The organism is Citrobacter sp. RHBSTW-00944, from assembly GCF_013615435.1.
GTDB classification, from domain to species: domain Bacteria; phylum Pseudomonadota; class Gammaproteobacteria; order Enterobacterales; family Enterobacteriaceae; genus Citrobacter; species Citrobacter braakii.
In genome coordinates, this window is the sequence record NZ_CP055418.1 from 1497855 (window position 1) to 1510752 (window position 12898).

Consider the following 12898-nt stretch of genomic DNA (forward strand, 5'->3'; position numbering starts at 1 on the left):
GGCAAGGTACGGGGCAAACGTGGAGAAAAAAAGAAGATAATGTAAATTATCATGCCCGTTTACAGCATACCTTTCGTGCCAACGCCGTCAGGCCTGGATCGAGAACCGACGGCGCTTTGCGGTTCTTTACGTTAGCTCTCCGTCGGATTCTGCCGAACGAAAACTGATGCTCACCAGCGTTCCCCCTCCGGAGGGTTGAGAGAAAGTCAGCGTGCCGCTCAGCCTTTCCGCCCGCTCGCGCATAATATTTAACCCATAGTGCCCCGAAGGCTCATGCGGCTCGCCAATGCCGATGCCGTTATCGCGAATATAAACCGTGTGATTACCATCCGGCGCAGTCACGCAACTGACGGCAATTTCGGTTGCGCTGGCATGTTTAATCGCGTTCAGCACCGCTTCACGGACGATCTGCAGCAGATGCACCTGCATTTGCGCGTCCAGCGCCAGGGTCGGTAACCGGCAATCAAGCGTCAGTTTAGCTGAGGTCTGATTTTGCAGCGTTTCCAGCATTTCATGCAGGGCGGAGGGGAGATCGGCCTGCTGTAAAGTCAGGCGGAAGGTGGTGAGCAGTTCGCGTAGCTGGCGGTAGGCATCGTTCAGCGCCTGAGAGAAATCCGCCATAATGCTTTGCGCTGGGGCGTTATCTTCGGGAATCGAACGCTTCAGCAGCGTGAGCTGAATGCGTAAATAAGAGAGCACTTGCGCCAGAGAGTCGTGCAGCTCGCGCGCAATCGTCGCCCGTTCCTCCATTAACAACAGCTGCTGAAAATGTTTTTGCGCCTGGTTGAAGTACAACCCGCGACCCAGCATCGAGGAGACGCTGTTAAGCAGCGGGGTAGAAGCATTGACGTTCGGGCTTTGCCAGTGCAGTTCACCGTAGACGGTTTCCTGCATGGTGACCGGCAGGATCTGCATCGGCAGCTCGGGGCTTTTTGCGCCTTCGCTAATTCGCCAGTTATCTCCGACGGTGAGTTCCAGGAAATAGGCGGCGTCATGCTCGCGGACGATCTGTAAAATATGGCGGAAGCAGTACACATCAATCTGACTGGTATTTAACGCCTGAGAGCACTGATACAACACTTCCAGACGACGATGAGCTTCGTGGAGATCGTGGGTCTTCTCAGCGACAGACGCTTCCAGCGAGCGGTACAGCTTGTGTAATTCACTCGACATCTGGCTGAAGGTCTTGCCTAACAACCCGAGTTCGTTGGGCAGATCAGTATCCAGCGAGGGGATGTCAAACTGACCGTGTTCAATGTGCTGGCTGGCCACCACCAGCTTATTCAGCGGACGCACCACCTGCTGGCGAATACGCCGTAAGGTAAAGAAAACGAGGGTGAATATGCCGATCCCGCCCGCCAGTGAAATACCAAAAACCAGCATCACTTTGCGTTCGGCATAATGCTGCAGCGCCAGCACGAAGAGATCGATTTGATCGACATAGTTATTGATATTGCTCTGGTACCAATTTAAATCGCCATCGATCAGACGGGCGTTCATTTCCAGCCAGTTTGCATGTAGACGCCCATAGCGACTTTTTACTGCTTGAGGCACATACCACGCGTTCAGGTTCTGTAGTGCTGGCGAGTTTAGCGCCTGCTGGAAAAGCTGGCGGTGAGCGTTAAGCTGCGGACTTTGGCTTTGCAGATCGTAACCCAGACGGTAACTTTGCATGCGCAATGAGCCAGCCACGTTGATGGCTTCGGCATCTCGTAAGCTGCTGGTCAGCGTGAGCAGCGCAATACCCGTTGAGAGAATCGACAACAGCACTATGTAGAAAAAAGCTTTAGCCAGACTGGCCGAGACCGGACGCTTTACCGTCACTTGTGCATCCTCACACAATACACGTCGCGCCTTAAAACAGCCCGAACGATGCGGTGTATTTGATAAATGTTAATAAAACGCCATGAAACTGGATGGTAACTGAAACGCAATTTCATATGCGATGAAATAAATTGATCTGCCACAGGTTCTGGATAAATAGTTGTGCTTCCTGGGCAAATGAACATTGCCGCTTCCTTCCGTGTCGGTTAATAACAACACTCATATAAAGAATAAGGTTTTTGCAACCAAAAAAGAAGGAAGCCATGAATCGTTTTATTATGGTTAATAGCCAGCAGTGCCTGGGATGCCATGCCTGTGAGGTCGCCTGCGTCATGGCTCACAATGGCGAGCAGCATGTCCTGAGTCAACGGCATTTCCAGCCCCGAATTACCGTCATCAAGCATCAGCAGCAGCGCAGTGCGGTAACCTGCCATCACTGTGAAGATGCGCCCTGCGCCAGAAGTTGCCCGAACGGGGCAATCAGCCATGATAACGACAGCGTTCAGGTGAACCCGAAAAAGTGTATTGGCTGTAAATCGTGCGTCGTTGCTTGTCCTTTCGGCACGATGCAGATCGTACTCACTCCTGTCGCTAAAGGGAAGGTGAAAGCCACTGCGCACAAATGCGATTTGTGTCAGGGACGCGAACAGGGACCCGCCTGCGTAGAGAACTGTCCGGCGCAGGCGTTACAACTGGTGACGGAAAATTCGCTTACCGGTCTGTCAAAAGCGCGCAGGCTACGCACCGCCAGTCTGGAAAGCCAGCCCTGGCATGCCAACGCCACCGATTTCGTTTCGCATGCAATTACCAAACGTGAGCAAATGCAGGCGACGCCTGCGCGTGGTGAGCCGGATAAGCTGGCAATTGAGGCCCGTAAAACCAGCTTTGAGGAGATCTATCTGCCGTTTCGTACGGCGCAGGCGGAACGGGAAGCGTCCCGCTGCCTGAAATGCGGCGACCACAGTATTTGCGAATGGACCTGCCCATTGCATAACCATATTCCGCAGTGGATTGAACTGGTCAAAGCCGGGAATATCGATGCGGCGGTTGAGCTTTCTCACCAGACCAACTGCCTGCCGGAAGTGACCGGGCGCGTATGTCCGCAGGACCGACTCTGCGAAGGGGCATGTACGGTGCGTAGCGAGCATGGGGCGGTCACTATCGGAAATATTGAGCGTTACATCTCTGATCGGGCCCTGAGCAAAGGATGGCGACCGGACTTAAGCCACGTGCAGAAAGTGGATAAGCGCGTTGCTATCATCGGCGCGGGTCCGGCGGGTCTGGCCTGCGCGGATGTGCTGGCGCGCAGCGGAGTCAGCGCCACCGTATACGATCGCCACCCTGAAATCGGCGGTTTGCTGACGTTCGGCATTCCGGCCTTCAAGCTGGACAAATCGCTGCTGGCCCGCCGCCGTGAAATCTTCAGCGCCATGGGTATTCATTTCGAACTTAACTGTGAAGTGGGTAAGGATGTGGCGCTGTCGGCGCTGCTGGAGGATTACGATGCCGTGTTCGTGGGCGTAGGAACCTATCGTTCCATGAAGGCGGATCTGCCGAATGAAGACGCGCCTGGCGTTTATGACGCGTTACCGTTCCTGATTGCCAACACCAAGCAGGTGATGGGGCTGGATGAACTGCCTGAAGAGCCGTTCATCGATACCGCCGGACTGAACGTGGTTGTACTGGGCGGAGGCGATACGGCAATGGACTGCGTGCGTACCGCGCTGCGTCATGGCGCACGCCAGGTGACCTGCGCTTATCGTCGTGATGAAGCCAACATGCCCGGTTCGAAAAAAGAGGTGAAGAACGCCCGGGAAGAGGGGGCGAACTTCGAGTTTAACGTCCAGCCGGTTGAGCTGGTGTTGCATGATGATGGCCGAGTCAGCGGCGTGCGTTTTTTACGTACCCAGCTTGGCGAGCCGGACGCGCAGGGGCGTCGTCGCCCGGTTCCCCTCGCCGGGAGTGAGTTTGTCATGCCCGCAGATGCGGTGATCATGGCGTTTGGTTTTCACCCACATGGCATGCCGTGGCTGGAGACGCATGGGGTTAAGGTCGATAACTGGGGGCGCATTGCCGCCAATGTTGAAAGCGCATACCGTTATCAAACCAGTAACCCGAAAATCTTCGCCGGTGGTGATGCGGTACGCGGTGCGGATCTGGTGGTTACGGCCATGGCGGAAGGACGGCATGCCGCCCAGGGGATCGTTGACTGGCTGGGCGTAAAATCAGTCAAATCTCACTAAGTCGCTCAGAAGGCCGGATAAGGCGCGTTAGCGTTGCTATCCGGATCTGTGCCGCATAATTGCCTGATGGTGCTTCGCTTATCAGGCCGACATTGCACCAAGACAAACCCGGTTTCACGGCGTAGTATTATTTCTCACTTCTTGCTGTGGAGCCGGTATGTCGCAAAAAATTACCCTCATCAAAGATAAAGTCCTTTCCGATAACTACTTCATCCTGCGCAATATCACCTATGACCTGACCCGTAGCAATGGAGAGGTGATTCGTCACAAACGCGAGGTTTACGATCGCGGCAACGGCGCCACTATCCTGCTGTATAACCCGGAGAAGAAAACGGTGGTGCTCATCCGCCAGTTTCGCGTCGCCACCTGGGTCAATGGTAATGAAAACGGTCAACTGATTGAAACCTGCGCCGGGCTGCTGGATAACGACGAACCGGAAGCGTGCATTCGGAAAGAGGCCATTGAAGAGACCGGCTTTGAAGTGGGTGAAGTGCGTAAGCTGTTTGAACTCTATATGTCGCCGGGCGGCGTGACGGAGATAATTCATTTCTTTATTGCACAATACAGCGACAGCCAGCGGGCAAATGCGGGCGGAGGGGTGGAAGATGAAGATATTGAGGTTCTGGAGCTGCCGTTCACCCAGGCGCTGGAAATGATTAAAACGGGTGAGATCCGTGACGGTAAGACGGTGCTATTGCTGAACTATTTGCAGTCGTCGCATCTCATGGACTAATGCGCGGGATTTATATTTCTTTACAAATTTTCGGCCAATCCGACGATTCTTATTGAGCCACATCAGTCGCGCAAGGAAGATACCGCTTAGGCTGTGTGTTTTGACTTCGGGGTTGTACCGTCCATGCGCTATCGCGTTATTTTACTTTTCCTGCTCGGGTTGTTACCCGTCCGTTTGCTGTGGGCCGCGCCCGCGCAACAGACGTTTTCTGACTGGCAGGTGACGTGCAATAACCAAAACTTTTGCGTGGCGCGCAATACCGGAGAACATCACGGCCTGGTCATGACCTTGAGCCGCAGTGCCGGGGCACATACCGACGCCGTGTTGCGTATTGAACTGGGTGGGCTGGAATCGCCTACAGCCAAAGAGAGCGATATTGCGCCACGTCTGCTACTGGATGGCGCGCCGCTCCCGCTTCGCGGCGAACACTGGCGTATTACCCCCTGGCAGCTGATGACCGATGATCCGGCCACCATCAGCGCATTTTTAACAACCGTACAGGACGCAAAGGCAATAACCCTGCAAAAAGGGACGCAAAACCTGTCCCTGGTCGGGCTAAAAGCCGCGCTGCTTTTTATCGACGCCCAGCAAAAACGGGTCGGCAGCGAAACCGCATGGATCGAAAAAGGCGACGAGCCTCCGCTCAGCGTTCCTCCCGCTCCCGCTTTAAAAGGCGTGGCTGTGATTAACCCAACGCCAACGCCTCTCACGCAACAAGAGCGCAGTGAATTGCTGGATTACGGTAACTGGCGGATCAACGGTATTCGCTGTTCGATCGATCCGCTGCGTCGCGAGATGCGCGTCACGGCCTTAACGGATGATAAAGCGCTGCTGATGATCGGCTGTGAAGCCGGGGCATATAACACCATCGATCTGGCGTGGGTGGTTTCACGTACTACCCCGTTGACGTCACGGGCGGTACGGCTAAGCCTGCCTTTTAAAACGGATGCGGAAAGCCGCGATATGGAGCTGACCAACGCCACGTTTGATGAGAAGTCGCGCGAGCTGGTAACCCTCGCTAAAGGACGAGGGTTGGCAGATTGCGGTATCCAGACTCGCTGGCGCTACGACGGTCAGCGTTTTCGTCTGGTGCGCTATGCCCAAGAGCCAAGCTGCGATAACTGGCATGGGCCAGATGCCTGGCCCACGCTGTGGATCACACGTTAAGCACCTTATGCGCTTTGTCGACAATGTTATCCACCGTAAAGCCGAAGAACGGGAACAGCTTGTCTGCCGGAGCCGACTCCCCATAACCCGTCATACCGACAATCGCCCCTTTCAGCCCAACATATTTGTACCAGTAGTCGGCAATTCCTGCTTCTACCGCCACGCGCGCGCTGACGTTTGAGGGGAGGACCGATTCCCGATACGCCTCATCCTGGGCGTCGAAAATATCGGTTGAGGGCAGAGAAACCACCCGCACGTTACGACTTTCACCGGTCAGTTTTTCCGCCGCCAGCAGCGTGATTTCCATTTCTGAACCGGTAGCAATCAGAATAACATCCGGCTTACCGCCGCCATCCTTCAGCACATAGCCGCCGCGGGCAATCTGCTGCACTTGCTCAGGCGTCCGCTCAACCTGCGCCAGATTTTGCCGCGAGAGGATCAGCGCCGTTGGCCCGTCATGGCGTTCGACTGCCAGCTTCCAGCCTACCGCCGCTTCAACCTGATCGCAGGGTCGCCAGGTGCTGAAATTAGGCGTCAGACGCAGGCTGGCGAGCTGTTCGACGGCCTGGTGCGTGGGACCATCTTCCCCAAGGCCAATCGAGTCGTGGGTATAAACCATGATTTGTCGGGCTTTCATCAGCGCCGCCATGCGTGCGGCATTACGGGCATATTCGACAAACATCAGGAACGTTGCGGTGTACGGTACGAAGCCCCCGTGGTGAGCGATACCGTTGGCAATCGCGGTCATGCCAAACTCCCGCACGCCGTAGTGGATGTAGTTTCCTGCATGATCCTCTTTAAGAGAAGTGGAGCCTTTCCAGATGGTCAGGTTGCTGGGCGCCAGATCCGCCGAACCGCCAAGCAGCTCAGGCAGTATCGGCCCGTAAGCGTTCAGGGTATTTTGCGAGGCCTTACGGGTGGCGATTTTGGCCGGATTGGCCTGCAGTTCGGTGATATATTTCTGGGTCGTTTCTTCCCACTCTTCCGGCAGTCCACCGCTCATCCTGCGGGTAAACTCTGCCGCCAGGTCCGGATGCGCATGTCGATAAGCGGCAAATTTCTCATTCCAGCTCTGTTGGGCTTTCTCGCCTTTTTCACGAGCGTCCCACGCCCGGTAAATCTCTTTGGGGATTTCAAAGGCAGGATGATGCCACCCCAACTTCTGCCGGGTCAGCGCCACTTCTTCTTCACCCAGCGCAGCGCCGTGCGCTTCCTCTTTCCCGGCTTTATTCGGTGAACCAAAACCAATCACCGTGCGGCAGATAATCAGCGACGGTTTATCGGTAACGGCCTGTGCTTCCTGAATCGCTTTTTTCACCGCCTCAGGGTCATGACCGTCAATCTCGTGCACTACATGCCAGTGATAGGCCTCAAAGCGTTTCGCGGTATCGTCGGTAAACCAGCCGTCGGTTTCGCCATCAATTGAGATGCCGTTGTGATCGTAAAAGCCGATGAGTTTGCCAAGTCCCAGGGTGCCCGCCAGCGAGCACACTTCGTGAGAAATGCCCTCCATCAGACAGCCGTCGCCCATAAAGACCCAGGTATAGTGATTAACAATCTCGTGGTCTGGCTGGTTAAACTGCGCCGCCAGCGTGCGTTCTGCAATCGCCATTCCGACAGCGTTGGCTAAACCCTGACCCAACGGTCCGGTGGTGGTCTCCACGCCCGGCGTATAGCCAATTTCCGGGTGTCCTGGCGTCTTCGAATGGAGCTGGCGGAAGTTCTTTAACTCTTCGAGCGGCAGGTTGTAGCCGGAAAGATGCAGCAGGCTGTAAAGCAGCATTGAGGCGTGGCCATTGGACAAAATAAACCGGTCACGATCGTACCAGGTGGGATCGGACGGGTTATGGCGCAGGAAATCGTTCCACAGCACTTCGGCGATATCGGCCATCCCCATTGGTGCGCCAGGGTGGCCAGAGTTAGCTTTTTGGACGGCATCCATACTTAGCGCACGAATGGCATTGGCAAGCTCTTTACGGGTCATAGGAAATACTCCTTGAAAAGTAAAGTGTTAGATGCGTGTTGTGATTCACACTTTTGAGATAATTGCGGGCGTTGTCAGCAAAAAGCATAGCAGACAAGCATGGTATTGCTGGCTTAAGCAGGTAACATAGATGTTATAAATTGATAACAAATTCTTTCTTTGAATGGTGAGAGTATGGGGACCTTCAAAGTTTGTGCCGTTGACTGAGGTGATAATGTGCGGCTCAGTAGAATGGTTACCCGCGCCACTTTTTTGATAGATACGTGAAAGGAACAACAAGATGGATGACCAGTTAAAACAAAGCGCCCTCGATTTCCACGAATTTCCGGTACCCGGTAAAATCCAGGTTTCTCCGACCAAGCCTCTGGCAACCCAGCGCGACCTCGCGTTGGCCTACTCGCCGGGCGTGGCTGCACCGTGTCTTGAAATTGAAAAGGACCCGCTGGCAGCCTACAAATACACCGCACGCGGCAACCTGGTTGCGGTTATTTCCAACGGTACTGCGGTTCTGGGCCTGGGTAATATTGGCGCGCTGGCCGGTAAACCAGTGATGGAAGGTAAAGGCGTTCTGTTTAAGAAATTCGCCGGGATTGACGTGTTCGATATCGAAGTTGATGAACTCGATCCGGATAAATTTATCAACGTGGTAGCGGCGCTTGAACCAACGTTTGGCGGCATTAACCTCGAAGATATCAAAGCGCCGGAGTGCTTCTACATTGAGCAAAAACTCCGTGAGCGCATGAATATTCCGGTATTCCATGATGACCAGCACGGCACGGCAATCATCAGTACTGCCGCAATCCTTAACGGTCTGCGGGTTGTTGAGAAAAATATCTCTGATGTGCGCATGGTGGTGTCCGGCGCAGGTGCGGCGGCGATTGCCTGTATGAACCTGCTGGTGGCGCTGGGGATGCAGAAACACAACATTGTGGTCTGCGACTCCAAAGGGGTGATTTACAAAGATCGTGAACCAAACATGGCGGAAACCAAAGCGGCTTACGCAGTGGTGGATGACGGTAAGCGTACGCTGGATGATGTCATTGACGGCGCGGATATTTTCCTCGGTTGCTCTGGTCCGAAAGTGCTGACGCAGGAAATGGTTAAGAAGATGGCGCGTGCGCCAATGATCCTGGCCCTCGCCAACCCGGAACCGGAAATCCTGCCGCCGCTGGCGAAAGAGGTGCGTTCCGACGCCATCATTTGCACCGGCCGTTCCGACTACCCGAACCAGGTTAACAACGTCCTGTGTTTCCCGTTCATCTTCCGCGGCGCGCTGGACGTCGGCGCTACCGCCATTAACGAAGAGATGAAACTGGCCGCGGTACACGCCATTGCTGAGCTGGCGCACGCCGAGCAGAGCGAAGTCGTGGCCTCCGCCTATGGTGACCAGGACCTGAGCTTCGGGCCGGAATACATCATTCCGAAACCGTTCGACCCGCGTCTGATCGTCAAAATCGCCCCTGCGGTGGCGAAGGCAGCGATGGATTCCGGTGTGGCAACGCGTCCGATTGCCGACTTTGATGCTTACATCGATAAGCTGACCGAATTCGTCTACAAAACCAACCTGTTCATGAAGCCGATTTTCTCTCTGGCACGCAAAGCGCCGAAGCGCGTGGTGCTGACTGAAGGGGAAGAGGCGCGTGTACTGCATGCCACGCAGGAGCTGATCACTTTAGGTCTGGCGAAACCGATCCTGATCGGTCGTCCGAGCGTTATCGAAATGCGTATCCAGAAACTGGGTCTGCAGATCAAAGCAGGCGTCGATTTTGAGATCGTCAACAATGAATCCGATCCGCGCTTTAAAGAGTACTGGAGCGAGTACTACCAGATTATGAAACGTCGTGGTATTACCCAGGAGCAGGCGCAGCGTGCGGTAATTGCCAACACCACGGTGATCGGCGCGATCATGGTGCAGCGCGGCGAAGCGGATGCAATGATCTGCGGTACGATTGGCGACTACCATGAGCACTTCAGCGTGGTGAAAGAGGTGTTTGGTCACCGCGATGGCGTGCATACTGCCGGGGCGATGAACGCCTTGCTGCTGCCAAGCGGTAACACCTTTATCGCCGATACCTACGTTAACGACGATCCTACGCCGGAGCAACTGGCGGAAATCGCCGTGATGGCGGCAGAAACCGTGCGTCGCTTTGGTATCGAACCGAAGGTGGCGCTGCTGTCGCACTCCAACTTTGGTTCATCTAACTGTCCGTCGGCCAGCAAAATGCGCGAAGCGCTGGAGCTGATTAAGGCGCGTGCGCCAGAGTTGATGATTGACGGTGAAATGCACGGCGATGCCGCGCTGGTGGAAAGCATCCGTCATGACCGCATGCCGGACAGTCCGCTGAAAGGCTCAGCGAATATTCTGGTGATGCCGAATATGGAAGCTGCCCGTATTAGTTACAACTTACTACGCGTTTCCAGCTCTGAAGGCGTAACGGTCGGCCCGGTGCTGATGGGGGTTGCGAAACCGGTTCACGTATTAACGCCGATCGCATCTGTTCGTCGTATCGTTAATATGGTGGCGCTGGCGGTCGTAGAAGCCCAAACTCAGCCGCTGTAATTTCACTTTAATTTATTTCCGGCGCGGGTTTCTCCCGCGCCTTTTTGTGCACAGAAAACCCCCAGCTAGGCTGGGGGTTCCGGAAAGCTTTCAGCTTTGGGCCAGTTATTAAAACCCCTTTTGATTTGTTAAAACACATTGCGGTCTGGCAACTGCAAATGTTTAACAAGAAATCAAAAGGGGGTCCCAATGGGGGACGAAAAGAGCTTAGCGCACACCCGATGGAACTGTAAATATCACATAGTTTTTGCGCCCAAATACCGAAGACAAGCATTCTACGGGGAGAAACGCAGGGCGATAGGCAGCATTTTAAGAAAGCTGTGTGAGTGGAAAAACGTGCGGATCCTGGAAGCGGAATGCTGTGCGGATCATATCCATATGCTTGTGGAAATCCCACCCAAAATGAGCGTATCCGGCTTTATGGGGTATCTGAAAGGGAAAAGCAGTCTGATGCTGTATGAACAGTTTGGGGATATGAAATTCAAGTACAGGAATAGAGAGTTCTGGTGCCGGGGATACTACGTAGATACGGTGGGTAAGAACACGGTGAAGATACAGGAATACATAAAGCACCAGCTTGCAGAAGATAAAATGGGTGAGCAGTTATCGATCGCTTATCCGGGTAGCCCGTTTACGGGCCGTAAGTAACGAAGTCTGATGCAAATGTCAGATCGTATGCGCCTGTTAGGGCGCGGCTGGTAACAGAGCCTTATAGGCGCATCCGAAAAACCTCCGGCTATGCCGGAGGATATTTATTATTTCCCCTTTCTTAGTGATCCACTTCACCTTTTAAACATGGTTGCCGAATTTTGTTATTTACTCTGACAAAAAATTGCTACGATGAGGGCAGTTTTAGCGGAGGCGGTGAGCAATGGAAAAAGAACGCATTATTCAGGAATTTGTGCCGGGGAAACAGGTTACGCTGGCGCATCTCATTGCGCACCCTGGTGAGGAACTGGCGAAAAAGATCGGCGTTCCCGAAGCGGGCGCCATCGGCATCATGACGCTGACGCCAGGCGAAACCGCGATGATTGCCGGTGACTTAGCTATGAAGGCGGCAGATGTACATATCGGCTTTCTCGATAGATTCAGCGGTGCGCTGGTCATCTACGGCTCGGTAGGCGCGGTAGAAGAAGCGTTATTACAGACGGTAAGCGGTCTGGGTCGGTTATTAAATTTCACTTTGTGCAACCTGACAAAAAGTTAATCAGAGGCGGCGATGAAACGTATTGCGTTTGTCGGTACGGTGGGGGCGGGGAAAACAACGCTCTTTAATGCGCTACAGGGAAATTATTCCCTCGCCAGAAAAACACAGGCCGTGGAGTTTAATGAAAATGGCGATATCGACACGCCAGGAGAATATTTTAGCCATCCGCGCTGGTATCACGCCTTAATTACCACGCTGCAGGATGTTGATACGTTGATTTATATACACGCGGCAAATGATAAAGAAAGTCGCTTACCTGCCGGGCTGTTGGATATCGGCGCCAGTAAACGACAAATCGCCGTTATCAGCAAAACGGACATGCCGGATGCCGACGTCGCCGCAACGCGACAACTACTTCGCGGGATAGGGTTCCAGGAGCCGATTTTCGAACTCAACAGCCATGACCCGCGCAGCGTGCAGCACCTGGTGGATTATCTGACTGAGCTCAGCCAAAAGGAGGAAAGGGCAGGTGAAAAAACTCATCACAGCTAACGATATTCGTGCGGCCCACGCACGCGGCGAACAGGAAATGTCGGTTGTTCTGCGCGCCAGCATCATCACCCCGGAGGCGCGCGAAGTTGCGGAGCTGCTGGGCGTCACCATCAGTGAATGCGATGAATCCGCGCCAACCGCTGCTGCTGCCGCACCGGTTGCGGTGGATGATGGCAAAACGGAAAGCCAGCGCATTCGCGAAACCATCATTGCGCAGTTACCGGAAGGGCAGTTTACCGAAAGCCTGGTCGCCCAACTGATGGACAAAGTCATGAAGGAGAAACAGTCGCTGGAGCAGGGCGGAATGCAGCCGAGCTTTACCTCGGTGACCGGCAAAGGCGGCGTCAAAGTCATCGACGGCAGCAGCGTGAAGTTTGGTCGTTTTGACGGCGCACAGCCGCACTGCGTGGGTTTAACCGATCTGGTGACCGACCAGGACGGTAGCAGCATGGCCGCCGGGTTCATGCAGTGGGATAACGCTTTTTTCCCATGGACGCTGAACTACGACGAAATCGACATGATTCTGGAAGGCGAGCTGCACGTTCGCCACGAAGGCGAAACCATGATTGCTAAAGCCGGGGACGTGATGTTTATCCCGAAAGGCTCCAGCATCGAATTTGGTACGCCATCGACGGTGAAATTTCTGTATGTGGCCTGGCCTGCGAACTGGCAGTCCTGCTAAGGCGGA

10 protein-coding genes are annotated in these 12898 nt (G+C 54.3%); 8 read left to right on the forward strand and 2 right to left on the reverse strand.

The genetic code is table 11. The features are described 5' to 3' along the window. Window positions 1-126: 126 nt before the first annotated feature. Window positions 127-1824, reverse strand: coding sequence for a nitrate/nitrite two-component system sensor histidine kinase NarQ (gene narQ / locus HV334_RS07010; protein ID WP_047501606.1), 1698 nt, complete (start codon window positions 1822-1824; stop codon window positions 127-129). Between the two features lie 263 nt (window positions 1825-2087). Here narQ and aegA point away from each other — a divergent pair, with 263 nt between their 5' ends. The 3 genes from aegA to HV334_RS07025 all read left to right on the forward strand — a co-directional run bounded on the left by aegA (window position 2088) and on the right by HV334_RS07025 (window position 5967). After that, on the forward strand, window positions 2088-4067 hold the full coding sequence (aegA, locus tag HV334_RS07015; RefSeq protein ID WP_049270080.1) for a formate-dependent uric acid utilization protein AegA: 1980 nt from the start codon (window positions 2088-2090) through the stop codon (window positions 4065-4067). Between the two features lie 157 nt (window positions 4068-4224). Beyond that, window positions 4225-4800, forward strand: coding sequence for a GDP-mannose pyrophosphatase NudK (gene nudK, locus HV334_RS07020; protein WP_047501610.1), 576 nt, complete (start codon window positions 4225-4227; stop codon window positions 4798-4800). A 123-nt stretch (window positions 4801-4923) separates the two neighbouring features. Then, entirely contained in the window at window positions 4924-5967 is a 1044-nt protein-coding gene (locus HV334_RS07025; RefSeq protein ID WP_103766637.1) for a DUF1176 domain-containing protein, read from the forward strand. Here the strand turns inward: HV334_RS07025 and tkt are convergent. Continuing rightward, a complete protein-coding gene (gene tkt, locus HV334_RS07030) occupies window positions 5957-7951 on the reverse strand; it encodes a transketolase (protein WP_181221343.1) in 1995 nt (664 codons plus the stop codon). The genes HV334_RS07025 and tkt overlap by 11 nt on opposite strands. Before the next feature lie 280 nt (window positions 7952-8231). On the opposite strand from tkt, the gene maeB reads away from it, so the two are divergent. The 5 genes from maeB to eutQ all read left to right on the forward strand — a co-directional run bounded on the left by maeB (window position 8232) and on the right by eutQ (window position 12892). Then, window positions 8232-10511 carry an NADP-dependent oxaloacetate-decarboxylating malate dehydrogenase gene (maeB, locus tag HV334_RS07035; protein WP_016153959.1) on the forward strand — a complete coding sequence of 760 codons (2280 nt, stop codon included), beginning with the start codon at window positions 8232-8234 and terminating at the stop codon, window positions 10509-10511. A 189-nt stretch (window positions 10512-10700) separates the two neighbouring features. Continuing rightward, window positions 10701-11159 (forward strand): IS200/IS605 family transposase, encoded by a 459-nt coding sequence (gene tnpA, locus HV334_RS07040; protein WP_131381019.1) that lies wholly within the window; start codon window positions 10701-10703, stop codon window positions 11157-11159. 223 nt (window positions 11160-11382) lie between these two features. After that, complete coding sequence (gene eutS / locus HV334_RS07045; RefSeq protein ID WP_003037995.1) at window positions 11383-11718, forward strand: ethanolamine utilization microcompartment protein EutS; 336 nt, start codon at window positions 11383-11385, stop codon at window positions 11716-11718. Between the two features lie 12 nt (window positions 11719-11730). Then, window positions 11731-12210, forward strand: coding sequence for an ethanolamine utilization acetate kinase EutP (gene eutP, locus HV334_RS07050; protein WP_016153958.1), 480 nt, complete (start codon window positions 11731-11733; stop codon window positions 12208-12210). Continuing rightward, window positions 12188-12892 (forward strand): ethanolamine utilization acetate kinase EutQ, encoded by a 705-nt coding sequence (gene eutQ / locus HV334_RS07055; RefSeq protein WP_181221344.1) that lies wholly within the window; start codon window positions 12188-12190, stop codon window positions 12890-12892. The genes eutP and eutQ overlap by 23 nt, the downstream gene beginning before the upstream one ends. The last annotated feature ends 6 nt before the right edge of the window (window positions 12893-12898 follow it).

Excerpts from the sequence above, each read along its gene's own strand:
- aegA (WP_049270080.1), top strand. The coding sequence starts at position 2,088 with ATGAATCGTTTTATTATGGTTAATAGCCAGCAGTGCCTGGGATGCCAT.
- nudK (WP_047501610.1), top strand. The coding sequence starts at position 4,225 with ATGTCGCAAAAAATTACCCTCATCAAAGATAAAGTCCTTTCCGATAAC.
- HV334_RS07025 (WP_103766637.1), top strand. The coding sequence starts at position 4,924 with ATGCGCTATCGCGTTATTTTACTTTTCCTGCTCGGGTTGTTACCCGTC.
- tkt (WP_181221343.1), bottom strand. The coding sequence starts at position 7,951 with ATGACCCGTAAAGAGCTTGCCAATGCCATTCGTGCGCTAAGTATGGAT.
- maeB (WP_016153959.1), top strand. The coding sequence starts at position 8,232 with ATGGATGACCAGTTAAAACAAAGCGCCCTCGATTTCCACGAATTTCCG.
- tnpA (WP_131381019.1), top strand. The coding sequence starts at position 10,701 with ATGGGGGACGAAAAGAGCTTAGCGCACACCCGATGGAACTGTAAATAT.
- eutS (WP_003037995.1), top strand. The coding sequence starts at position 11,383 with ATGGAAAAAGAACGCATTATTCAGGAATTTGTGCCGGGGAAACAGGTT.
- eutP (WP_016153958.1), top strand. The coding sequence starts at position 11,731 with ATGAAACGTATTGCGTTTGTCGGTACGGTGGGGGCGGGGAAAACAACG.